Raw genomic sequence first — 22431 nt, 5'->3', positions numbered from 1 at the left:
TTTCGGTCCCCGGGTTGCTCTTGAAAGAGCGGCCCGGGGGCGTAGTTCACATTTGAATTGGCAGTCAGGTTGCCGGGTGACCGGCAACCGTAACCCCAACGGGGAAAGGAAGTTACGTGCTCGACGTCAACTTCTTCGATGAACTCCGCATTGGCTTGGCCAGTGCAGAGGACATCCGCAATTGGTCCTACGGCGAGGTCAAGAAGCCGGAGACCATCAACTACCGCACGCTCAAGCCCGAGAAGGACGGCCTCTTCTGCGAGAAGATCTTCGGCCCCACCCGGGACTGGGAGTGCTACTGCGGTAAGTACAAGCGTGTCCGCTTCAAGGGCATCATCTGTGAGCGCTGTGGCGTCGAGGTCACTCGCGCCAAGGTTCGTCGTGAGCGTATGGGTCACATCGAACTGGCCGCACCGGTCACGCACATCTGGTACTTCAAGGGTGTTCCGAGCCGTCTCGGTTACCTGCTCGACCTGGCTCCGAAGGATCTCGAAAAGATCATCTACTTCGCTGCCTACGTCATCGTCGGCGTCGACGAGGAGCTCCGTCACAACGAGCTGTCCACCCTCGAAGCCGAGATGCAGGTCGAGAAGAAGACCGTCGCAGATCAGCGCGACGCCGATCTCGAGGCACGTGCGCAGAAGCTCGAAGCCGACATCGCCGAGCTCGAGGCAGAGGGCGCTAAGTCCGATGTCCGCCGCAAGGTCAAGGACGGCGGCGAGCGCGAAATGCGTCAGCTCCGTGACCGCGCGCAGCGTGAGCTGGATCGTCTCGACGAGATCTGGACCACCTTCACCAAGCTGAGCGTCAAGCAGCTCATCATCGACGAGCTCCTGTACCGCGAGCTGGTCGACCGTTACGGCGAGTACTTCACGGGTGCGATGGGCGCAGAGTCCATCCAGATCTTGATGCAGAACTTCGACCTCGACGCCGAGGCAGAGTCTCTCCGTGAGACCATCCGCAGCGGCAAGGGCCAGAAGAAGCTGCGTGCACTCAAGCGCCTCAAGGTGGTTGCGGCATTCCAGACCAACGGCAACTCGCCGATGGGCATGGTCCTCAACGCTGTTCCGGTGATCCCGCCGGAGCTTCGCCCGATGGTTCAGCTCGACGGTGGACGTTTCGCGACGTCCGACCTCAACGACCTGTACCGCCGCGTCATCAACCGCAACAACCGCCTCAAGCGACTGATCGACCTCGGTGCTCCCGAGATCATCGTCAACAACGAGAAGCGGATGCTGCAGGAGTCGGTCGACGCCCTGTTCGACAACGGTCGTCGTGGACGTCCGGTCACCGGACCGGGTAACCGCCCGCTGAAGTCCCTGAGCGATCTGCTCAAGGGCAAGCAGGGTCGCTTCCGTCAGAACCTGCTCGGTAAGCGCGTCGACTACTCGGGTCGTTCCGTCATCGTCGTCGGTCCTCAGCTCAAGCTGCACCAGTGTGGTCTGCCCAAGCTGATGGCTCTCGAGCTGTTCAAGCCGTTCGTGATGAAGCGTCTGGTCGATCTGAACCACGCGCAGAACATCAAGTCGGCAAAGCGCATGGTCGAGCGCAAGCGCGTCCAGGTGTGGGACGTCCTCGAAGAGGTCATCGCCGAGCACCCCGTGCTGCTCAACCGTGCACCTACGCTGCACCGTCTGGGTATCCAGGCATTCGAGCCGCAGCTCGTCGAGGGCAAGGCCATTCAGCTCCACCCGCTGGTGTGTGAGGCCTTCAACGCCGACTTCGACGGTGACCAGATGGCTGTTCACCTCCCGCTGTCGGCAGAGGCACAGGCCGAGGCACGCATCCTGATGCTGTCCTCGAACAACATCCTCTCGCCTGCTTCGGGTCGCCCGCTCGCCATGCCGCGTCTGGACATGGTCACGGGTCTGTTCCACCTGACCCGTCTCGACGAGGGTGTCACCGGTGAGCTCGTTGCTCCGACCAACGACGAGGCAGAGCAGGGCGTGTACTCCTCGCCCGCCGAGGCTCAGATGGCAGTCGACCGCGGCGCGCTCTCGGTTCAGGCTCAGATCAAGGTGCGTCTGACGCAGCAGCGTCCGCCGCGCGACCTCGAGAACGAACTGTTCCCCGAGGGCTGGAACTACGGTGACGGCTGGACCGCCACCACGACACTCGGCCGTGTGCTCTTCAACGAGCTGCTTCCGGCGGACTACCCGTTCGTCAACGAGCAGATGCCGAAGAAGCGCCAGGCGACGATCATCAACGATCTCGCCGAGCGGTACCCGATGATCGTGGTTGCTCAGACCGTCGACAAGCTCAAGGACGTCGGGTTCTACTGGGCCACCCGTTCGGGTGTCACGGTCTCGATCTCCGACGTGCTCGTGCCGCCGGAGAAGCCTGCCATCATCGAGGACTTCGAGGCTCAGGCCGACAAGATCGAGAAGCAGTACCAGCGTGGTGCTCTGGACAAGAAGGAGCGCAACAGCGCTCTGGTCACCATTTGGCAGGAAGCGACCGACAAGGTCGGCAAGGCCATGGAGGCTCACTTCCCCGACAGCAACCCGATCCCGATGATCGTGAAGTCCGGCGCAGCCGGCAACATGACTCAGGTTCGCTCGCTCGCCGGTATGAAGGGCCTGGTGACAAACCCGAAGGGTGAGTTCATCCCGCGTCCGATCAAGTCTTCCTTCAAGGAAGGCCTGACGGTTCTCGAGTACTTCATCAACACGCACGGTGCTCGTAAGGGTCTGGCCGATACCGCACTCCGCACCGCCGACTCGGGTTACCTGACCCGTCGTCTGGTGGACGTTTCGCAGGACGTCATCGTCCGCGAGGTCGACTGTGGAACAGAGCGCGGCATCGTCACCACGATCGCCGAGAAGCAGGCCGACGGCACGATGATCCGCGATGCTCACGTGGAGACCAGCACGTACGCCCGTACCTTGGCGGCCGATGCAGTCGACGCGAACGGCACCGTCATCGTCGAGCGTGGCCACGATCTCGGTGACCCCGCGATCGATGCTCTGCTCGAAGCCGGCATCACGACGGTCAAGGTCCGCTCGGTCCTGACCTGCACCACCGGCACCGGCGTTTGCGCCACTTGCTACGGCCGCTCGATGGCCACCGGCAAGCTGGTCGACATCGGTGAGGCTGTCGGTATCGTCGCCGCACAGTCGATCGGTGAGCCCGGTACCCAGCTGACCATGCGTACCTTCCACCAGGGTGGTGTCGCAGGAGATGACATCACCGGCGGTCTGCCGCGTGTCCAGGAGCTGTTCGAGGCACGTGTGCCCAAGGGCAAGGCTCCTATCGCGGACGTCACCGGTCGGGTACAGCTCGAAGACGGCGATCGTTTCTACAAGATCACCATCGTTCCGGACGACGGCGGCGAAGAGGTTGTCTACGACAAGCTCAGCAAGCGTCAGCGTCTGCGTGTCTTCAAGCACGCCGACGGTCGCGAAAGCCTCTTGGCTGACGGTGACCACGTCGAGGTCGGACAGCAGCTCATGGAAGGTGCTGCCGATCCCCACGAGGTCCTGCGAGTCATGGGTCCGCGTCAGGTTCAGATCCACTTGGTCAACGAGGTCCAGGAGGTGTACCGGAGCCAGGGTGTGTCGATCCACGACAAGCACATCGAGGTCATCGTGCGCCAGATGCTTCGTCGCGTGACGATCATCGATTCCGGTGCCACCGAGTTCCTGCCCGGTTCGCTCACCGAGCGCGCCGAGTTCGAGTCGGCAAACCGCCGCGTTGTCGCCGAGGGTGGCGAGCCCGCAGCCGGCCGTCCGGTGCTCATGGGTATCACGAAGGCGTCGCTCGCGACGGATTCGTGGCTGTCCGCGGCATCGTTCCAGGAGACCACTCGTGTCTTGACCGACGCGGCTATCAACTGCCGCTCGGACAAGCTGATCGGTCTGAAGGAAAATGTCATCATCGGCAAGCTGATCCCTGCCGGTACCGGTATCAACCGTTACCGCAACATCCAGGTTCAGCCCACCGAAGAGGCACGCGCCGCTGCTTACGCAGTGCCGTCGTACGACGACCAGTACTACAGCCCGGACGGCTTCGGCCAGAACACCGGTGCTGCAGTTCCGCTGGACGACTACGGCTTCAGCAACGACTACCGCTAAGCGTTAGTTCGTAGAAAATCCCCCCACTTCGAAAGAGGTGGGGGGATTTTTCATGTCAGGAGTGGGACGTTTTCAGGAGTTGCTGCCGCTGAGGTCCGGGATGACGATCTCCTGGACGGCCCACTTGTTCCCGTCGGGGTCGGCGAAGTAGATGAACCGCCCCCAGGCCTGGTCGTCGATCGGGCTGATGTCGATGCCGCGGCTCTTGAACTCGCGCTCAGCCTCTTCGATGTCCTTGACCACTACCTGCATGCCGACGACCGAGCCGGGCTCGGCGTCGGTGATTCCCTTGCCGATGCAGATCGAGCAGGCCGAACCGGGAGGGGTCAGCTGGACGAATCGCAGGTCTTCGCTGACCGTGTGATCGTGGTCGGCATTGAATCCGAGGCGGACGTAGAAGTCCTTGGCGCGGTCGATGTCGGTGACGGGAATGGCGACCAGTTCGAGCTTGATGTCCATGACGTGCCCTTCATGTGATGGTGAATTCCGGCGACAGGTCCAGTGTTGCGGGTATTGCGGTCAGAAACGGTCCTCATTAGGCGTCCGGATGAAACTTTCCGAATTCCTTGTTGCTCCGAGGGTGCTTCTCTCACTGCTCGACCGATCCCGAACCCGGAGCGGATACCCCGACTCCGCAGCTCTGACGCATTCCGTCGAACGTGCCGCGCACGCCGACGCTCTCGGCTACCACCGGTTCTGGGTCGCCGAGCATCACGCGGTGCCCGGGATCGGGAGCGGGTCGCCGGCAGTACTGCTTGCCGCGATCGGCGCGCATACGCGCGATATCAGACTCGGCAGCGGTGGGGTCATGCTGCCGAATCACCAACCGCTGATCGTCGCCGAGCAGTTCCTGATGCTGGAGGCTCTCTACCCGGGGCGAATCGATCTCGGCCTCGGCCGATCGCTGGGATTCACGGAGCCCGTACGTCAGGCACTACGACGCAGCAAGGACGCTCCGGACACGTTTGTGTCGGACCTGGACGAGGTGAGGCGTTATCTGGACGGATCCGCGGCAGTGACGGCACGGCCGGCGTCGCAGACCGGGGTGCCGATCTTCGTACTCGCGACGCGTACAGGTTTGAAAGTGGCAGCGCAACTGGGGATTCCGGTGGTCGTGGGTGGGCCGATACTCGGAATCGGGAGCACCGACCGGGTGGATGCATTGGACGAGTACCGCCGAGCTTTCCGGGCCACCGACGCTCATCCCGAACCCTATGTGGTGGTTTCTCTCGAAGTGGCGGTTGCCGATACCACCGACGCGGCGCGTGAGTTGCTGATCCCGGAGGCATACGCGCTCGCAGAATCGTCACGGACGGGGGAGTTTCCGCCGCTCGCGTCGCCGGACGGGATCAGGCGCGCCCCGCGCAGTGATCGAAATGCCAGGCGTATCGAGTCGTTCATGGCGTCGGCGCTGCACGGCACACCTGTCGAGGTGAAACAACAGCTTCACGATCTCGCCGAGCGGACCGGTGCCGACGAAGTGCTGGCGTCGACGTCGACGTACGACCGTGACGCGCTTGCACTTTCGGACCGACTGCTACGTGAGGTGCTTTAGCGGTGTGGTCGATCTAACGAGGCACGTGAAACTCGAGCAGAGTGGCGACGGAGTCGTCGAGTTCGGTCCACGGCACCGGTACGGAGAGGACGGCGATCGCCGAAGTCGGGAACTTGTCGCGGATACGTTGGGCTGCTTCGGAGTTTTCGTTCGATGCGAGATCGAGTGCAGTCCAGGGAATTCCGGGTTCGTGTCCGACGATCAGGAGCGTCTTGACGTGGTCGGACGTGGTTCGCGCAGCTGCAATGACGTCTGCGGGTGAGCCGCCGTAGATGGACTTCTCGAATCCGGCGGGAGCTTCGATTCCCGTCGAGGCAAGGGTTTCGACGGTCCGCCGGGAGGTGGAGCACAGAACGGCGTCTACGGGCGGGACGTTTTCGCGGATCCATTCGCCGCCGATGCGGGCCTCGCGCAGGCCCCGTTCGGCGAGCGGACGCTCGTGATCACGGATGCCCTCGGGGTAGCTGGACTTGCCGTGTCGCATGAGGACGAGGGTGCGGTGGTCGGCCATGCGTTCACGGTATCCGCTTTGTGCCCGTCAGTCCGGTTACTCTGGATGGTCAGGACCTTGAAGGAGGTTTCGATGGCCGGTAAGAAGCTCGATCGAACTAATGCCCGAACTGCACTCGAGGTGGTACGCGAAAGCCCCACCATCGCTTTCATCACCGTTGCCCCGGCAGTGGTCGTGTTCGGCGTGGTGTGGTGGCTCTTCGGTTTCTGGGCCGCGATTCTTCTTGCGCTGGTGTTCGGTGTCGCGGCTGTCGCGACCCAGAAACTGCGTTAGAGGGCGCTCACCTGCGCAACTGCGCGGAGCGCTTCGCCGACCAGGAACCAGACCGTGACGGTCTTGTCGTCGACGCGGCTGCGCAGGACGACGTCGTCGCTGGAGACGATGGGGGAGAGGTACTCGATCAGTGCTCGATGCGGAACTGTACGCAGTTCGGTGCGAGCGCTGAGGACCTCTTCGACTGCCTGCCAGTAGACGGCGTTGTTCACGTGGTCGAACGGGTCGATATCCGTGGCGCGCAGAGAGAACTGCGTGTCCAGAACACCCGCGTCGTCCGCCTCCGGTGCGTTCTCGGCGAGGACACGCTTCCACTTCAGGCGATGCTCGTCGGTGGATTCTTCCAACGGCCGCATGAAGTCGTCGCTCATCCTGGTGGGCATGCCTGACTCGGCGCTGATGTTGATCCAGAAGCCTTCGGTTTCCATCAGCGCGCCGTTGCTGCCGTCGAAGCGCACGCGCATGTTCGCCCATCTCGTGGAGAAGCCGGAGCACCAGCGAGTCATCGTCAACTCTTCCGGCCAGATCGCCGGGCGTACGACAACGACGACCGTACGACGCACTATCCAGAGCGGATGAGTGTCGATGGCGCCGGCGGCTTCGATGTTGTCGTTGCCGATGTCCTGCAGATAACGGGCGACGGCGTCGAGCCTGACCTGCTTGGCGACGTCGATGTCGCCGGTACGGACCGGGCGGGACTTGACGAAGATCGGTCCTCTGTCTGGCTGCGGCGCGAGCGTGAGATCTGGGTTCACGTGAGATTCCTGTTCGCTGGAGTGAGCCGATTCTGTCAGGCTTTTCAGCGAGTGGCGATTATCTGCTTTCCGCAGCCGGAACCGTCGACCATTCGTGCCACGGCGACGGCGGTGTCGGCAAGGGGATGAACGGAGTCGATCACCGGGGTGATGACACCTGCGTCGATCATTGCCGTCAGCACCTCCAGATCCTCGGCGTTCTCCGAAGCCATCAAAGACCCGAGCTTCTGAGATACGAACGGAGACAAGCACAGTGCGCGGATTTGGCGATCGATTCCGCCGAGCCACCGTCCACCGTTCTCGCCGCCCACGATCACAAGCCTCCCGGTGCGTGTGAGCGCCCGTCGAAGATCTCGCAGTCGGCGGTTGCCGCCGGTGTCGATGATGACGTCGTACCGATGCGATCCGTCGGTGGCGTCGTCGAAGCGGTAGTCGAGAACCTCGTCGGCACCGAGGGAGCGGACGGTATCGGCTTTCGAGGTGCTGCATACGCCGGTGACGAGCGCGCCCATGGCTTTTGCCACCTGCACCGCGTAGATCCCGACGCCACCGGACGCACCGAGAACGAGGACGGATTGCCCGGCCTGCACGCGGCCGTGGTCGCGCACGGCTTGCAGCGCTGTGAGGCCGGAGACCGGCACCGCTGCTGCTTGTGCGAACGACAACCGGGCAGGTTTTGCAGCAATCTTCGTCTCGAGTGCGCACGCGTACTCCGCGAACGAACCGACCGCGATCCCGTATACCTCCTGGCCGACTGCCACGCGGGTCACCGAACTGCCGACGGCCTCCACTCGGCCGGAAACGTCCAGTCCGCGGACCCGGTTCTCAGGTCTGCGCAGTCCAAATCCCGCGAGGCGCAACGGATATGGCAGTCCGGCCATGAGATGCCATGCCCCGCGGTCGACGGACGCGGCCTCGACGCGAATCAGCACTTCGTTGTCGGCGACAGTGGGGCGCGGAATGTGGTCGAGGTAGAGAACGTCGGCTTCGCCGTAGCGATCCTGTACGACGGCGGTCATCAGTTCCTGCGGCATGCGAGTCTCCGTTCGTCGAATGCTTACGCCGTAAGTATTGCACTTACGGTGTAAGTTCTGTCAATGTGGAGAAGCGCACAAGATTGACCCGAGATGACGTTGTACGCGCTGCCGTGGCGCTTGCAGATTCCGTCGGAATCGATTCGATGACCATGCGGAAGCTGGGGACCGAACTGGGCGTCGAGGCGATGTCTCTGTACAACCATGTTTCGGACAAGGGGGATCTGCTCGACGGAATGGTCGACGCGGTCTTTGCGGAGATCGATCTTCCGACGCCGGGACTGCCGTGGCGAACGGAAGTTCACGCGCGAGCGGTATCGACTCGGGAGGTGCTGGGGAGGCACCCGTGGGCAACTCCGTTGATGGAGTCCCGAACGACGCCTGGTCCCGCGACCCTGCGCCACCACGACGCCGTCATCGGAACACTACGCGCTGCCGACTTTCCGGTCGCCCTTGCTGCGCATGCCTTTTCGATCATGGATGCGTACATCTACGGCTTCGTGCTGCAAGAGGTGAGCTTGCCGTTCGAAACAGCGCAGGAAACGACGGAACTGGCGAAGGCGATCATGGGCTCGTTCGAGAGCGGTCAGTATCCGCACCTGGCCGAGCTGACCACCGAGCACGTCCTAGCTCCGGGATACAGCTACGCCGCCGAATTCGCTTTCGGTCTTGATCTGATTCTCGACGGACTCGAACGTCTGCACATCGGGAGCGAACGATGATCTGACGTGAGTACCGGGTTAAAGTCGAGAAAACCGGGTTACCGGTCCAGACTTCAGATGTCCCGAAGAGGAGCTTTCTGTGCGCGCCATGGTGGTTACGGAACTGTCCGGTCCCGAAGGAATTGTCGCGCAGGAGGTTCCCGAGCCCGCAGCCGAAGGTCTTGTTCTCATCGATGTGAAGGCCAGTGGCGTCTGCTTTCCGGACCTACTCATCACCTACGGCAAGTATCAGATCCGCCCGGAACCGCCGTTCATTCCCGGCGCGGAGATCTCGGGCGTCGTGGTCTCCGCGCCGGAAGGGTCGGGTTTCGCTCCGGGCGATCGTGTTCTCGGGGCCGCGTATCTGGGTGGGTATGCAGAGCGGATTGCCGTCAACCCGGCGCAGGTACTCCGAATTCCGGACGGACTCGCCTTCGACGAGGCGGCCTCGCTGATCATCAACTATCAGACGATGGAGTTCGCGCTCGCTCGTCGCGCGAAGATCGTCGCGGGGGAGACAGTCGTCGTGCTGGGCGCTGCAGGCGGAGTCGGAACGGCAACCATCCAGCTGGCCAAGGCGCACGGTGCCCGGGTGATCGCCGTGGTACGACGCGAGGGCGTCGATGACTTCTTGCGTGAGCTCGGTGCCGACGAGGTGGTCGCGCTGGCTCCGGGATGGGGAGAGCGGATTCGGGAACTGACCGACGGCGTCGGCGCTCAGATCGTGGTGGATCCGGTGGGCGGCGATGCGTTCGACGACGCGGTCCGGGTTCTGGCACCAGAAGGACGACTCGTGGTGATCGGATTCGCCGGCGGCGGTATTCCCGAGGTAAAGGTGAACCGGGTGCTGTTTCGCAATATCAGCATTGTCGGCGCGGCATGGGGTGAGTTCACGCGTACCAATCCCGAGGCGGTAGCCGAGGTACACGCATCGCTGGTAGAACACGTCCGAAACGGCTTGCGTCCGCTGGTCAAGGCACGGTATCCGCTTGCCGACGCAGCAGTTGCCCTGGCTGATCTCGAAAGCGGCAGAGTTCTCGGAAAGGCCATCTTGCTGCAGGAATGATTCTTCGCAACGTGATGGTGGTCACCAAATAATAAGTTGCAACATGTTTTCATTTGGGCAATAGTTGCAACCGCACTACCATTTGCCAGGTGATCGCTTCCGATTCTGATGACCTGTATGGAGCACTCGACGAGTTGTTCACTCGCCTGATGAGCGCCGGTGATTCGGAGTCGATCGATGCGTTGATCGAACTGGATCTCTCGTTCTCTCAGGTGCGTGTGCTGTTCGTACTTGCACAACGTGATGCGGCGATCCCGATCAACGAGGTTGCCGACGAGCTTCGGCTCTCGGTGGCAGCTACGGGGCGGAACATCGATCAGCTCGTGAATATGGGTCTGGTCGATCGCCGTGAAGACGAGCGGGACCGACGCGTCAAGCGGGTTTCCTTGTCGGAGGCCGGTCGTAAGGTGACGACCAACCACATCGAGTGCAAGCGCGGCCAGCTTCGCGAATTCGCGTCGCGTGTTCCTGAGCCAGAGCGGATTCGTTTGTTCGAGGCTCTCAAGCCCATTCTCGCGGGTGACTATCTGCGAGCACTTAACCAGGAGACTTCGCGATGACATCGCCGAACGCGCCGGCACCGGCGTCCGACAAACTTGACGGGGCGGTCCTCAAGATCGCTTCCGTGGTGGTGCTCGGCGCCATCATGTCGATTCTCGACGTAACCGTGGTGAGCGTCGCGCTCACCACCTTTGCCGAGGACTTCGAAACTTCGTACGCCACCGTCGCGTGGACGATGACGGCCTACACCCTCGCTTTGGCGACGGTCATTCCGGTTACCGGTTGGGCTGCCGACCGTTTCGGCACCAAGCGCCTGTACATGACGGCCCTGGTGCTGTTCGTGCTCGGTTCGGTCGCTTGTGCGATGGCGTGGGACATCACCTCGCTCATCGGCTTCCGCGTGCTCCAGGGTCTCGGCGGCGGCATGTTGATGCCGCTCGGTATGACGATCATGACCCGGGCCGCCGGTCCGGACCGTGTCGGTCGTGTCATGGCAGTTCTCGGTATCCCGATGCTGCTCGGTCCTATCGGCGGCCCGATTCTCGGTGGTTGGCTGATCGAGGCCGCGAGCTGGCACTGGATCTTCCTGATCAACTTGCCGATCGGCATCATCGCTCTGGCTGCTGCGTTCATCATTCTGCCGTCCGACAAGGCGAAGCCTTCGGAGTCCTTCGACTTCCTCGGCATGATCCTGCTGTCGCCCGGCCTGGCGCTGTTCCTGTTCGGTGTGTCGTCCATCCCTGAGGTGGGAACCGTCGCGTCCGCTCGGGTTCTGGTGTCGGCCGGTATCGGTCTGGCACTGATCATCGCCTTCGTGTTCCACGCGCTCAACAAGGATCACCCGCTGATCGACCTGCACCTGTTCAAGAACCGTCAGTTGACCACCGCCGTCATCACGACGTCGCTGTTCATCGTCGCGTTCATGGGCGCCGGGTTGCTGTTCCCGAGCTACTTCATCCAGGTCGGCGGTCACACCACGCTCGCTGCCGGATTGTTGATGGCTCCGCAGGGTCTCGGCGCTATGGTCACCATGCCCATCGCTGGTCGACTGGTCGACAAGATCGGCCCGGGCAAGATCGTCCTGACCGGTTTGCCGTTGATTCTGATCGGCTTGGGTGTGTTCACACAGGTTGCCTCGGATTCCCCGACGTGGCTGCTGATGGGTGCCTTGTTCGTCATGGGCCTCGGTATGGGTTGCACCATGATGCCGCTGATGACCGCAGCTATCGTGACGCTCTCCAACGAGCAGATTGCTCGCGGCTCCACCCTGATGAACATCGTTCAGCAGACCGCAGGTTCGATCGGTACCGCCGTGATGTCGGTGGTCTTGACCAACCAGCTTCTCGATCGTGGCCTCGACACGACGATGGTCGGTGCGGCCTCGCACATTCCGACCGAACCGGGAAGTCCGCAGGAGTCTGCTGCGAATTCGATTCTCAGTGCGGCGTCGGATGCCTTCGGTAACACCTTCCTCGTTGCCACTGTGCTGATCGTCCTGACCCTCATCCCGGCGTTCTTCCTGCCGCGGAGCAAGACCACCAGGCCGGTGGCCGAGGGCGAGACGGCAACGCCGATCGTTATGCACTGACCGCTTTTCGGTAGATCGTTCGTCCAGGTGAGGGCGGCACACATCTTGTGTGCCGCCCTCACCCTTTTGCCGTGGAATACAGCTGGATGGTTGAATGTTTGATCAGTTACATGCAAACGCATGGATCTAGTTCGCGGAGGAGCAACCATGCAGTTCGGAATCTTCACGGTCGGTGACGTGACCACTGATCCCACGACGGGTAAGACCCCGACAGAGCACGAGCGCATCAAGGCCATGACGACCATCGCCAAGCACGCCGAGGAAGTCGGTCTCGACGTCTTCGCGACCGGCGAGCATCACAACAAGCCGTTCGTGCCGTCATCTCCGACCACGATGCTCGGATACATCGCGGCCCAGACCGAGAAGATCACGCTCTCCACGTCCACGACGCTGATCACCACCAACGACCCGGTGAAGATCGCCGAGGATTACGCGATGCTTCAACACCTCGCCGAGGGGCGCGTCGATCTGATGATGGGTCGCGGAAACACCGCGCCTGTGTACCCGTGGTTCGGCAAGGACATTCGCGCCGGTATCCCGTTGGCGCTCGAGAACTATCAACTTCTTCGCCGGCTCTGGGACGAGGAGGTCGTGAACTGGCAAGGGGAGTACCGCACTCCACTCCAGGGATTCACGTCCACACCTCGCCCGCTGGACGGCGTCGCGCCGTTCGTGTGGCACGGCTCGATCCGCAGCCCCGAGATCGCGGAGATCGCGGCGTATCACGGCGACGGATTCTTCGCGAACAACATCTTCTGGCCGAAAGAGCACTACATCGAGCTGATCAATCTCTACCGCCGGCGTTACGAGCACTACGGCCACGGGTCCGCGGATCAGGCGATCGTCGGCCTCGGCGGTCAGGTCTTCATGCGCAAGAACAGTCAGGACGCGGTCAAGGAGTTCCGTCCGTATTTCGACAATGCCCCGGTGTACGGCCACGGGCCCTCACTCGAAGAGTTCACCGAGCAGACGCCGCTGACCGTCGGTTCCCCTGAACAGGTCATCGAGAAGACGTTGGCGTTTGCCGATTTCTTCGGTGACTACCAGCGCCAGCTGTTCCTGATGGATCACGCCGGACTGCCGCTGAAGACGGTGCTCGAGCAGCTCGATCTGCTCGGTGAGGAAGTTGTTCCGGTTCTGCGCCGTGAGTTCGCGGCCAGACGGCCCGCACACGTGCCGGACAACCCTCCCACTCACGCGTCGATGAAGGCGGCTCGTGAGGCAAGCAGTGTCACTGCCTGACGAGCAACTGCCTGAGGTTCCGGTCAGCACCACCGAACTCGCCACCGACGCCTGGGAAGCCTTGTTTCGCGCACAGGTGTCGGTGCTGCGGCGGCTCTCTGCCGACGACGTCTGGGATCAGGTGTCGATGCGCGAGTACGACGTGCTGTTCACGCTGAGTCTTGCGCCGAGTAGTTCCCTTCGCCTGCGTGACCTGAATCGGGAGATATTGCTGAGCCAGCCTTCGCTCAGTCGCCTGGTGGAACGGTTGGAGGGCGAAGGTCTGGTAACGAGAAGTGTTGATCCACAGGATCGCCGCGGGACGATCGTGCAACTCACCGAAACGGGTGCAGCGCTGCAGAAATCAGTGGGTCGCCGTCATGCCGCGAGCATCCGCCGCCACGTCGGACCGGCCCTGGACGCGGATGAACTTCGACTGTTGGCCGAATTGTGCACGCGTCTGCGTCTCGCGCAGTCATGACTGGAGGCAGGATGGACGATATGAGCAACCTCGAAGCGCAGCCCGTCGAGCAGGAATGCGAAGGCCATCCGGCGGAGAGCGAGATTCAGATCCTCACCCCGCGCGACGTACCGCTCGGTGGCCCGCGGGCCATGCGAGTGCGACGCACCCTCCCGCAACGCGAGCGTTCGCTGATCGGGGGATGGTGTTTTGCAGATCATTACGGTCCGGATGACGTCGGCTCAGGACCGGGCATGCATGTGCCGCCGCATCCGCATACCGGTTTGCAGACGGTGAGTTGGCTTTTCACCGGAGAGATCGAGCACCGTGACAGCATCGGTTCCCATGCGATGGTGCGGCCGGGTGAACTGAATCTGATGACGGCCGGGAGTGGGATCGCGCACTCCGAGGTGTCGACGCCGAATACGAAGGTTCTGCACGGGATGCAGTTGTGGGTGGCGCTGCCGGATGCGGCGCGCGATACCGCACCCGCGTTCGTTCACTATCGACCGGAGCCGGTGACCACCGATGGTGTCACGCTCAGTGTGTTCCTCGGTTCGCTCGCCGGTGAAACGTCTCCGGTGTCTACCTTCACCGAATTACTCGGTGCCGAGGTGATTCTCGATCCTGGGGCCGAGATCGCCCTCGATGTCGATCGTTCACATGAGCACGGCGTGATCGTCGATCAAGGATCGGTGGTTCTGCGTGGTACCACTGTCGGCTGGGCCGAGTTGGGTTATCAAGCACCGGGTTTCGGAAAACTGACTTTGCGCAATCCGGGATCCGAACCGGCTCGACTGCTACTTCTCGGCGGGAAACCGTTGGGCGAGCAGGTCATCATGTGGTGGAACTTCATGGGCCGTACACACGAAGAGATCGTCGAGTATCGACGCAAGTGGCAGGCCGAGCTTGCCTCCGGATTCGACGGCAGCGTCCCGGACCGGCGTTTCGGCGTCGTGCCGGGATACGACGGTCCGGCGCTCCCGGCACCCGAGTTGCCGAACAGTACGTTGCGGCCCCGAGGCTAGTCGTTGCTCTTGCTGCTACCGGCCGCGAGCGTCGTTTCGATCAGGCTTGTTCGATGTCCTGGTGAGCCTTCGCGAGCATGATGTAGCCGGCGCCGTTGGCGGTGATACCGGCCTTTTCGCCTTCGGAGAGTTCACGTTTGACCTTGGCGGGCACGCCGGCGACCAGTGATCCAGGCGGGATTTGCATCCCCTGAGACACGACGGCGCCGGCTGCAATCAGTGACCCCGAGCCGATGTGTGCGCCGTTGAGCACCACGGCACCCATGCCGACGAGAACGTCGTCTTCGACGGTGCACCCGTGCAGCACTGCGTTGTGGCCGACCGAGATTCGTTCGCCCAGCACTGCGGGGAACGTCGGGTCGGCGTGCACGGTGCAGTTGTCCTGAATGTTCGTGTCAGCGCCGATGGAGATCGATTCTGCGTCGCCGCGGATAACCGCGCCGTACCAGATGCTGGCTCCCGCAGCGATGGTCACCGCGCCGACAACGGTGGCGTTGGGTGCGATGAACGCACTTTCGTCGATCTGCGGGGTGTTACCGAGAACGGTGGCGATGATCGGGTTGGTCATGGTTCTCCTGTGCGTTGGAATGACGTGCTCTGACGGTACCTGGACTACTTCGCTGTGGGTTTTCGATTCATGACGACAGTGCCGACGCCCGCGGTCACCACCAGTGCGATGGCCACGAGTGTGAACGCGTCGAGCGTTTGCCCGATCACGAGGACTCCGGCCAGTGCGGCCGCTGCGGGTTCGAGGGCGATGAGGACGGCAAAGACTTTCTTGGCTAGAGAGCGCAGCGCCCACATTTCCAAGCTGTACGGGATGACGGACGAGAGGACGGCGACGGCTGCGCCTGCGGCGAGCATCGTCGGATCCAGCAGTTCACTTCCGCCCGAGACGACGCCGAAGGGCAGCGTCAATACGGCCGCGACGATGCTTGCGCCTGCCAACCCGTCGGCGCTCGGGAGCGTCGCGGCCAGGTGGGAACCGGCCACGATGTATCCGGCCCACGCAGTAGCGGCGATCAACGCGAACATCACCCCGATCGGGTCCAAACCGGATTCGCCGTGATCGCCCAACCCGAGCAGCAACACTCCGCCGAAGGCGAGCAGCACCCATGCTCCGTCGGCCCACCGACGAGACAGAACTGCGGCCAGGGTGAGCGGTCCGAGGAACTCGATGGTGACGGCCGTTCCGATGGGCACCGTGTCGAGGGCGAGGTAGAAGGCGCCGTTCATCACGGCGAGGGCGATGCCCAGCGCGAAGATGCCTTTGCGCTGCCGGTTCGACCATCTGCTCCATCGCGGGCGGACGATGACGCCGAGGATGATCGCGGCGATCGTCAGCCGCAGCGTCGTGGCTCCGGCCGGCCCGATCTGCGAGAACAGTGTCGTCGCGAATGCCGCTCCGAACTGGAGCGACAGTATCGACGTGAGGACTGCTCCGACCGGCAGTAGCTGACTGCCGGCCTTCATTCTCCGGTGAACTCGGGACTTCGACGCTCGAGCATCGCGGCGACGGCTTCGTGGTGATCTCGGGTGTGGTGGGCGATCGACTGCATGGCGGCGGAGAGTTCGAGCAAGCTCTCGAGGCTCTGGTGCTGGCCCTCGCGGAGGAGCTTTTTGGTCATGCGGAGTACCTGCGGGGGATTGGCGGCTACTCGAGCTGCCAAAGCGTGCGCTGCGGAAAGCAATTCCTCGGGTTCGGTCACCTGCGAGACCAGACCCCAGTCGAGTGCTCTCGCAGCATCGATCGGTTCACCGGTGAACGCCATCTCGGCCGCGCGGGCGTTACCGATCGCGCGGGGGAGCAGCCACGCTCCGCCGTCGCCGGGAATGAGTCCTACCTTGACGAAACTCTCGGCGAAGACTGCGGCGGTCGAGGCGATGCGGAGGTCGCACATGAGTGAGAGGTCGCAGCCCGCTCCGATGGCCGGGCCGTTGACCGCCGCGATGGTCGGCACCTCACACGTGTACAGCGCGAGCGGGATGCGTTGGATGCCGTGCCGGTAGCCCTGGCGGATCTCGCCGGGTGCGCCACCGAACATGCCCTCCTTGTCTCGCATGTGCTTGACGTTGCCGCCGGAGGAGAAGGCCGATCCGGCCCCCGTCAGAATGACCGTGCGCACACTCTGATCTCGGTTGACCGCGGTGACTGCGTCTTCGAGGGCCTCGATCATGTCGATCTCGGAGATCGCATTGCGGGTGTCCGGGCGATTGAGGGTCCACGTGACCACATCGCCGGTTCGCGAGATCAGTACGGCGTCGCTCATGGGTGCTCCTGGTTGTCGATGGCAGTTGAACTCAGTCTCTCACCACAGGATTTCGCAATAACAATCATTCGTGCTTGATTTTTATGGATGTGGGTGTGATGCTGGTCGCATGGCCGAACTTCAGACGTTCATCGATGACTTGCGGGCCGAAGGCGAGAGCCTCGACGCCCTGGTTGCGGATCTGCCCGAGGAGAAGTGGGCGACAATGACGCCTGCGGAAGGGTGGACCATCGCACATCAGATCGGGCACCTGCACTGGACGGACAGTGCAGCGATCCTGGCGATCACCGACCCGGACGGGTTCGCGGAGCAGTTGAAGGCGGCGTTCGTGAACCCGGCAGGGTTTGTCGACGACGGTGCTGCCGAACAGGCGGCCCGCCAGCCGGCGGAGTTGCTCGCCGATTGGCGAGCGGGGCGCACCGCACTCGTCGAGGCGCTCACCGCCGCCCCGGCCGGAACCAAGTTCCCTTGGTACGGCCCGCCCATGGGCGGTGTCTCCATGGCTACCGCGCGACTGATGGAGACGTGGGCGCACGGGCAGGACGTTGCCGACGCACTCGGCGTCGAACGCGCTCCGACGGCGCGCATCAAGAACATCGCTCACCTGGGTGTGCGGACGCGAAACTTCGCGTACTCGGTCAACGAGAAGACGCCGCCCGCCGACGATTTCCGGGTTGAGTTGACCGCGCCGGACGGGTCGCTCTGGACCTGGGGGCCGGAAGATGCGCCGCAGAAGGTTACCGGGCCGGCGTTGGACTTCTGCTTGCTGGTCACCCAGCGCGCCAATCGCGCCGATCTCGATCTGGTCGCCGTGGGTGCCGACGCGGACGAGTGGCTCGGGTTCGCGCAGGCCTTTGCCGGACCCAGCGGTGAGGGACGAGCCGCCGTCGGATCCAGCGATGAGGGACGAGCATCGAAGGTGGGCAAATGAGTTCGGTACGGATCGGTAACTGCTCCGGGTTCTACGGCGACCGCGTCTCGGCGATGCGCGAGATGCTCGAGGGCGGCGAACTCGACTACCTGACCGGCGACTACCTGGCCGAACTGACGATGTTGATCCTCGGGCGGGATCGGATGAAGGACCCGTCGCTCGGCTACGCGAAGACGTTCCTGCGGCAGGTGGAGGACACGCTCGGCCTTGCGCTCGACAAGGGGGTGAAGATCGTCGCGAATGCAGGCGGTCTCAATCCCGCCGGACTGGCCGACGCGTTGCGCGAGGTCAACACCAGGCTGGGGTTGAACGCGAAGATCGCCCACGTGGAGGGCGACGATCTGGTCTCTCGGGCAGACGAACTCGGACTCGGCTCCCCGCTGACGGCCAACGCGTACCTCGGCGCCTGGGGCATCGTCGAAGCATTGTCGGCCGACGCCGATGTCGTGGTCACCGGACGTGTCACCGACGCTTCGGTGATCGTCGGTCCCGCCGCTCACCATTTCGGTTGGAAGCGAGATGATTTCGATCAGCTGGCCGGTGCTGTCGCGGCGGGCCACGTCATCGAGTGTGGAACCCAGGCCACCGGCGGCAACTACGCGTTCTTCACCGAGATTCCGAATCTGGGCCGTCCTGGATTCCCGATCGCCGAGATCAACGCGGACGGATCTTCGGTCATCACCAAGCATGCCGGTACGGATGGCGAGGTGAGCGTCGGCACCGTGACGGCGCAGCTGCTGTACGAGATCACGGGTGGACGCTACGCAGGCCCGGACGTGACCACCCGCATCGACAACGCGGTGCTCACCCAGGAAGGCCCGGATCGGGTGCTGATCAGCGGAGTCACGGGCGAGGCTCCGCCGCCGCAGTACAAGGTCTCACTCAACACGCTGGCCGGGTTCCGCAACGAGGCCACGTTCATCCTCACGGGTCTCGACATCGAGGCCAAGGCCGATCTGGCGAAGACTCAACTCGAATCCTGGCTGACGAAGAAGCCCGCCGAACTGGCCTGGACTCTCGCTCGCACGGATCACCCGGATTCCGACACCGAGGAAACCGCGAGTGCGTTGCTGCGCTGCGTGGTTCGCGATTCCGATCCCAAGGTGATCGGTCGTCCCTTCTCTGCGGTTGCGGTGGAAATGGCACTCGCCAGTTACCCAGGCTTCTCGCTGACCGCTCCGCCGAGCAACGGACAACCGTACGGAGTGTTCACCCCCGGCTACGTCGACGCGGGATCGGTGCCTCACGTGGCCGTACTGCCCGACGGCACTCGCGTGGACATCGCTCCGTCGACGCTGACGCAGGACCTCGAAGCCGTCGACGAACCTGAGCGTCCGGAGCCGTTGCCGCCACAGTCTTCGCTTTCGGTGCCACTCGGCACGATCGCCGGTGCCCGTAGTGGCGACAAGGGTGGAAATGCCAACGTCGGCGTCTGGGTTCGCACGGACGATCAGTGGAAGTGGTTGGCGCACAATCTGACCGTCGAAATGCTCAAGGAACTGCTACCGGAAGCAGCAGACCTGAACGTCACTCGCTACCAGCTTCCGCACCTTCGTGCCGTCAACTTCGTGATCGAGGGAATTCTCGGCCAGGGTGTTGCCTCGCAGGCGCGGTTCGATCCGCAGGCCAAGGGAATTGGTGAATGGCTGCGTTCGCGCCACATCGACATCCCGATTTCGCTACTCCCCACAACTGACGAGAAAGAGGATTCACGGTGACCGTGTGGACCACACCGGAAAGGCTTGCGCTTCGCGAGACCGTACGCGGATTCGTGAACCAGGAGATTTTGCCGCACCTGACGCAGTGGGAGCGCGACGGCGAGATTCCGCGCGAATTGCACCGCAAGGCAGGCGCTCTCGGGCTCCTCGGGGCCAGTGCACCCGAATCGGCCGGCGGTGAGGGCGGCGACGCCGTCGACTCCATCGTGATCTGTGAGGAGATGCATCAGGCAGGTGCGTCGGGCGGGCTGTTCGCTTCGCTCTTCACCTGCGGCATCGCGGTGCCGCACCTGATTGCAGCGGGCGACGAGGCGCAGATCGAGAAGTGGGTCAAGCCGACCCTGCGCGGCGACAAGATCGGCTCGCTCGCCATCACCGAGCCTGGCGGAGGCAGCGACGTCGGGCATCTGACAACTACAGCCAAGCGCGACGGCGATCATTACGTCGTGAACGGCGCCAAGACGTTCATCACCTCCGGCGTTCGAGCCGACTTCGTCGTTACCGCAGTGCGCACCGGTGGCCCCGGCGCGGGTGGTGTCTCACTGCTCGTGATCGAGAAGGGCACACCGGGATTCACCGTCTCACGCAAACTCGAGAAGATGGGCTGGCGTGCATCCGATACCGCGGAACTGTCCTTTGTCGATGCCCGGGTTCCGGTGGAGAATCTGGTCGGCGCAGAGAACAGCGGCTTCGCGCAGATCGCCCAGGCATTTGTTTCCGAACGTGTCGCGCTCGCCGCGCAGGCGTATGCCAGTGCAGAACGTTGCCTGGAGCTGACCCTCGAATGGTGCCGCGCCCGCGAAACTTTCGGTCGGCCCCTCATCAGTCGGCAGGCCGTGCAGAACACCGTCACCGAGATGGCCCGCAAGATCGACGTCGCCAAGGTGTACACCCACTCGGTGATCGAGCGGTACATGGCCGGTGACGGCGACCTGATCGCCGAGGTGTGCTTCGCGAAGAACACGGCAGTCGAGACGGGCGAATGGGTTGCGAACCAAGCCGTTCAGCTGTTCGGCGGCCTCGGATACATGCAGGAAAGTGAAGTGGAGAGGCAGTACCGGGACATGCGAATTCTGGGAATCGGTGGCGGAACCACCGAAATCCTCACCGGCCTCGCGGCCAAGCGATTGGGGTATCAGTCATGAGTGTCATCCGGTCAACGCTGGACACCAATTCCGAGGTGTATCAGACCGCAACATCGACCATGAACACCAAGCTCGCCGAGATCGAGGTCGAGCACGCCAAGGCGCTTGCCGGTGGCGGCGAGAAGTACACCGAGCGGCACCACAAGCGGGGAAAGCTTCTGGCGCGCGAGCGGATCGAACTCCTGCTCGATCAGGATTCGCCGTTCCTCGAGCTGTGTCCCCTCGCTGCGTGGGGGAGTGACTTCCCGGTCGGCGCCAGCACCGTGGTCGGTATCGGTGTGGTCGAAGGTGTCGAATGCCTGATCGTCGCCAACGATCCCACCGTGCGCGGCGGCACCAGCAATCCTTGGACGCTGCGTAAGGGATTCCGCGCCAACGACATCGCCATGCAAAATCGCCTCCCGGTGATCTCGCTGGTCGAGTCCGGCGGTGCAGACCTGCCGACGCAGAAGGAGGTGTTCATCCCGGGCGGGCGTATGTTCCGTGACCTCACACAGCTTTCCGCAGCCGGTATCCCCACCATTGCACTGGTCTTCGGTAACTCGACTGCCGGCGGCGCGTACATCCCGGGCATGTCCGACCACGTCGTGATGATCAAGGAACGCTCCAAGGTGTTCCTCGCAGGCCCGCCGCTGGTCAAGATGGCCACCGGTGAGGAATCAGATGACGAGGCACTCGGCGGCGCCGAAATGCACGCTCGCAAGTCCGGGTTGGCTGACTACTTCGCAGCCGACGAGCAGGACGCGATCCGCATCGGTCGCTCGATCGTCAAGCGACTCAACTGGACCAAGAAGGGGCCGGCGCCTCGCGCGGAGATCATCGAACCGCTCGAGGATCCGGAAGAGTTGCTCGGCATCGTTCCGGCCGACCTGAAGATTCCGTTCGATCCGCGTGAGGTCATTGCCCGTATCGTCGACGGTTCCGACTTCGACGAGTTCAAGCCGCTCTACGGTTCCTCCCTCGTGACCGGCTGGGCCGAACTCAACGGTTACCCGATCGGCATCCTGGCCAACGCACGTGGAGTTCTCTTCAGCGAAGAGTCCCAGAAGGCAACGCAGTTCATCCAGCTCGCCAACCGCTCCAACACGCCGTTGCTGTTCCTGCACAACACCACCGGCTACATGGTGGGTAAGGAATACGAGGAGGGCGGCATGATCAAGCACGGATCGATGATGATCAATGCGGTAGCCAACTCCAAGGTTCCGCACATCTCGATCTTGCTCGGAGCGTCGTACGGCGCCGGTCACTACGGCATGTGCGGACGGGCGTTCGATCCGCGATTCCTCTTTGCCTGGCCCAGTTCCAAGTCCGCCGTCATGGGCGGTGCGCAGCTTGCCGGCGTCATCTCCATCGTGGGACGCGCTGCTGCCGAGGCCCGCGGCCAGGTTTTCGACGAGCAGGCTGATGCCGGCATGCGCGCGATGATCGAGAACCAGATCGAGGCCGAGTCACTTCCGATGTTCCTGTCCGGGCGTCTGTACGACGACGGCGTCATCGATCCCCGAGACACCCGCACCGTGGTGGGAATGTGCCTGTCGGCCATTGCCACCGCCCCGATCGAAGGCACCGAGAACTTCGGCGTCTTCCGTATGTGAGGCACG

21 protein-coding genes are annotated in these 22431 nt (G+C 63.1%); 14 read left to right on the top strand and 7 right to left on the bottom strand.

Annotation, left to right across the window (positions count from 1 at the left end; all coding sequences use genetic code 11):
* The first annotated feature begins 116 nt into the window (after positions 1 to 116).
* Entirely contained in the window at positions 117 to 4073 is a 3957-nt protein-coding gene (locus QM596_RS22490) for a DNA-directed RNA polymerase subunit beta' (RefSeq protein ID WP_003941914.1), read from the top strand.
* Positions 4074 to 4145: 72 nt separating this feature from the next.
* Here QM596_RS22490 and QM596_RS22485 read toward each other — a convergent pair whose 3' ends face one another.
* A complete protein-coding gene (locus QM596_RS22485) occupies positions 4146 to 4532 on the bottom strand; it encodes a glyoxalase superfamily protein (protein ID WP_003942070.1) in 387 nt (128 codons plus the stop codon).
* Between the two features lie 88 nt (positions 4533 to 4620).
* On the opposite strand from QM596_RS22485, the gene QM596_RS22480 reads away from it, so the two are divergent.
* Positions 4621 to 5628 (top strand): LLM class flavin-dependent oxidoreductase, encoded by a 1008-nt coding sequence (locus tag QM596_RS22480; RefSeq protein WP_283309970.1) that lies wholly within the window; start codon positions 4621 to 4623, stop codon positions 5626 to 5628.
* A 13-nt stretch (positions 5629 to 5641) separates the two neighbouring features.
* On the opposite strand, the gene QM596_RS22475 is transcribed toward QM596_RS22480, so the two are convergent.
* The gene (locus QM596_RS22475; protein WP_007728426.1) at positions 5642 to 6139 is read right to left on the bottom strand and encodes a SixA phosphatase family protein; all 498 of its coding nucleotides are present in this window, start codon (positions 6137 to 6139) and stop codon (positions 5642 to 5644) included.
* Between the two features lie 72 nt (positions 6140 to 6211).
* Here QM596_RS22475 and QM596_RS22470 point away from each other — a divergent pair, with 72 nt between their 5' ends.
* Positions 6212 to 6412, top strand: a complete 201-nt coding sequence (locus QM596_RS22470; protein ID WP_003941897.1) for a hypothetical protein — start codon at positions 6212 to 6214, stop codon at positions 6410 to 6412.
* Here QM596_RS22470 and QM596_RS22465 read toward each other — a convergent pair.
* Together QM596_RS22465 and QM596_RS22460 are read right to left on the bottom strand one after the other, a co-directional pair.
* Positions 6409 to 7167 carry an acyl-[acyl-carrier-protein] thioesterase gene (locus tag QM596_RS22465; protein ID WP_283309968.1) on the bottom strand — a complete coding sequence of 253 codons (759 nt, stop codon included), beginning with the start codon at positions 7165 to 7167 and terminating at the stop codon, positions 6409 to 6411. The two genes, QM596_RS22470 and QM596_RS22465, sit on opposite strands and share 4 nt — an antisense overlap.
* Positions 7168 to 7211: 44 nt before the next feature.
* On the bottom strand, positions 7212 to 8201 hold the full coding sequence (locus tag QM596_RS22460) for an NAD(P)-dependent alcohol dehydrogenase (RefSeq protein WP_084326720.1): 990 nt from the start codon (positions 8199 to 8201) through the stop codon (positions 7212 to 7214).
* A 65-nt stretch (positions 8202 to 8266) separates the two neighbouring features.
* On the opposite strand from QM596_RS22460, the gene QM596_RS22455 reads away from it, so the two are divergent.
* The 7 genes from QM596_RS22455 to QM596_RS22425 all read left to right on the top strand — a co-directional run bounded on the left by QM596_RS22455 (position 8267) and on the right by QM596_RS22425 (position 14766).
* Positions 8267 to 8923: a TetR/AcrR family transcriptional regulator gene (locus tag QM596_RS22455; protein WP_021334063.1), complete on the top strand. Its 657-nt coding sequence runs from the start codon at positions 8267 to 8269 to the stop codon at positions 8921 to 8923.
* 79 nt (positions 8924 to 9002) lie between these two features.
* On the top strand, positions 9003 to 9968 hold the full coding sequence (locus QM596_RS22450) for an NADPH:quinone oxidoreductase family protein (protein ID WP_283309967.1): 966 nt from the start codon (positions 9003 to 9005) through the stop codon (positions 9966 to 9968).
* An 89-nt stretch (positions 9969 to 10057) separates the two neighbouring features.
* On the top strand, positions 10058 to 10528 hold the full coding sequence (locus QM596_RS22445) for a MarR family winged helix-turn-helix transcriptional regulator (protein ID WP_003941890.1): 471 nt from the start codon (positions 10058 to 10060) through the stop codon (positions 10526 to 10528).
* Entirely contained in the window at positions 10525 to 12057 is a 1533-nt protein-coding gene (locus QM596_RS22440) for a DHA2 family efflux MFS transporter permease subunit (RefSeq protein WP_003942006.1), read from the top strand. Before QM596_RS22445 ends, QM596_RS22440 begins: the two co-directional genes overlap by 4 nt.
* 147 nt (positions 12058 to 12204) lie before the next feature.
* The gene (locus QM596_RS22435) at positions 12205 to 13299 is read left to right on the top strand and encodes an LLM class flavin-dependent oxidoreductase (RefSeq protein ID WP_054187847.1); all 1095 of its coding nucleotides are present in this window, start codon (positions 12205 to 12207) and stop codon (positions 13297 to 13299) included.
* Positions 13286 to 13759: a MarR family winged helix-turn-helix transcriptional regulator gene (locus tag QM596_RS22430; RefSeq protein WP_081305419.1), complete on the top strand. Its 474-nt coding sequence runs from the start codon at positions 13286 to 13288 to the stop codon at positions 13757 to 13759. Before QM596_RS22435 ends, QM596_RS22430 begins: the two co-directional genes overlap by 14 nt.
* Positions 13760 to 13779: 20 nt before the next feature.
* A complete protein-coding gene (locus QM596_RS22425; RefSeq protein WP_039972959.1) occupies positions 13780 to 14766 on the top strand; it encodes a pirin family protein in 987 nt (328 codons plus the stop codon).
* Positions 14767 to 14806: 40 nt separating this feature from the next.
* On the opposite strand, the gene QM596_RS22420 is transcribed toward QM596_RS22425, so the two are convergent.
* Genes QM596_RS22420 through QM596_RS22410 form a run of 3 tightly spaced genes read right to left on the bottom strand, consistent with a single transcriptional unit; the run spans position 14807 to position 17036 of the window.
* Positions 14807 to 15334, bottom strand: coding sequence for a gamma carbonic anhydrase family protein (locus QM596_RS22420; RefSeq protein WP_003941993.1), 528 nt, complete (start codon positions 15332 to 15334; stop codon positions 14807 to 14809).
* Positions 15335 to 15378: 44 nt separating this feature from the next.
* On the bottom strand, positions 15379 to 16239 hold the full coding sequence (locus QM596_RS22415) for an EamA family transporter (RefSeq protein ID WP_042453112.1): 861 nt from the start codon (positions 16237 to 16239) through the stop codon (positions 15379 to 15381).
* Positions 16236 to 17036, bottom strand: a complete 801-nt coding sequence (locus tag QM596_RS22410; protein WP_003942035.1) for a crotonase/enoyl-CoA hydratase family protein — start codon at positions 17034 to 17036, stop codon at positions 16236 to 16238. Before QM596_RS22410 ends, QM596_RS22415 begins: the two co-directional genes overlap by 4 nt.
* 109 nt (positions 17037 to 17145) lie before the next feature.
* Between QM596_RS22410 and QM596_RS22405 the strand changes: the two genes are divergently transcribed.
* Genes QM596_RS22405 through QM596_RS22390 form a run of 4 tightly spaced genes read left to right on the top strand, consistent with a single transcriptional unit; the run spans position 17146 to position 22425 of the window.
* Positions 17146 to 17967, top strand: a complete 822-nt coding sequence (locus QM596_RS22405) for a TIGR03084 family metal-binding protein (protein ID WP_007728406.1) — start codon at positions 17146 to 17148, stop codon at positions 17965 to 17967.
* Entirely contained in the window at positions 17964 to 19685 is a 1722-nt protein-coding gene (locus tag QM596_RS22400) for an acyclic terpene utilization AtuA family protein (protein ID WP_283309965.1), read from the top strand. The genes QM596_RS22405 and QM596_RS22400 overlap by 4 nt, the downstream gene beginning before the upstream one ends.
* A complete protein-coding gene (locus tag QM596_RS22395) occupies positions 19682 to 20830 on the top strand; it encodes an acyl-CoA dehydrogenase family protein (protein WP_007728404.1) in 1149 nt (382 codons plus the stop codon). The genes QM596_RS22400 and QM596_RS22395 overlap by 4 nt, the downstream gene beginning before the upstream one ends.
* Positions 20827 to 22425 (top strand): acyl-CoA carboxylase subunit beta, encoded by a 1599-nt coding sequence (locus tag QM596_RS22390; protein WP_019744291.1) that lies wholly within the window; start codon positions 20827 to 20829, stop codon positions 22423 to 22425. The genes QM596_RS22395 and QM596_RS22390 overlap by 4 nt, the downstream gene beginning before the upstream one ends.
* The last annotated feature ends 6 nt before the right edge of the window (positions 22426 to 22431 follow it).

The organism is Rhodococcus sp. IEGM 1406 (assembly GCF_030056745.1).
Taxonomy (GTDB): Bacteria; Actinomycetota; Actinomycetes; order Mycobacteriales; family Mycobacteriaceae; genus Rhodococcus_F; species Rhodococcus_F erythropolis.
Note: the sequence above shows the minus strand (reverse complement) of the source record. Positions and strands in the feature narration are given on the sequence as shown.

Coding starts and splice junctions, on each gene's coding strand:
- QM596_RS22410 (WP_003942035.1), bottom strand. CDS start 17,036: ATGAGCGACGCCGTACTGATCTCGCGAACCGGCGATGTGGTCACGTGG.
- QM596_RS22480 (WP_283309970.1), top strand. CDS start 4,621: ATGAAACTTTCCGAATTCCTTGTTGCTCCGAGGGTGCTTCTCTCACTG.
- QM596_RS22470 (WP_003941897.1), top strand. CDS start 6,212: ATGGCCGGTAAGAAGCTCGATCGAACTAATGCCCGAACTGCACTCGAG.
- QM596_RS22475 (WP_007728426.1), bottom strand. CDS start 6,139: ATGGCCGACCACCGCACCCTCGTCCTCATGCGACACGGCAAGTCCAGC.
- QM596_RS22405 (WP_007728406.1), top strand. CDS start 17,146: ATGGCCGAACTTCAGACGTTCATCGATGACTTGCGGGCCGAAGGCGAG.
- QM596_RS22420 (WP_003941993.1), bottom strand. CDS start 15,334: ATGACCAACCCGATCATCGCCACCGTTCTCGGTAACACCCCGCAGATC.
- QM596_RS22485 (WP_003942070.1), bottom strand. CDS start 4,532: ATGGACATCAAGCTCGAACTGGTCGCCATTCCCGTCACCGACATCGAC.
- QM596_RS22415 (WP_042453112.1), bottom strand. CDS start 16,239: ATGAAGGCCGGCAGTCAGCTACTGCCGGTCGGAGCAGTCCTCACGTCG.
- QM596_RS22460 (WP_084326720.1), bottom strand. CDS start 8,201: ATGCCGCAGGAACTGATGACCGCCGTCGTACAGGATCGCTACGGCGAA.
- QM596_RS22425 (WP_039972959.1), top strand. CDS start 13,780: ATGAGCAACCTCGAAGCGCAGCCCGTCGAGCAGGAATGCGAAGGCCAT.
- QM596_RS22400 (WP_283309965.1), top strand. CDS start 17,964: ATGAGTTCGGTACGGATCGGTAACTGCTCCGGGTTCTACGGCGACCGC.
- QM596_RS22390 (WP_019744291.1), top strand. CDS start 20,827: ATGAGTGTCATCCGGTCAACGCTGGACACCAATTCCGAGGTGTATCAG.
- QM596_RS22435 (WP_054187847.1), top strand. CDS start 12,205: ATGCAGTTCGGAATCTTCACGGTCGGTGACGTGACCACTGATCCCACG.
- QM596_RS22440 (WP_003942006.1), top strand. CDS start 10,525: ATGACATCGCCGAACGCGCCGGCACCGGCGTCCGACAAACTTGACGGG.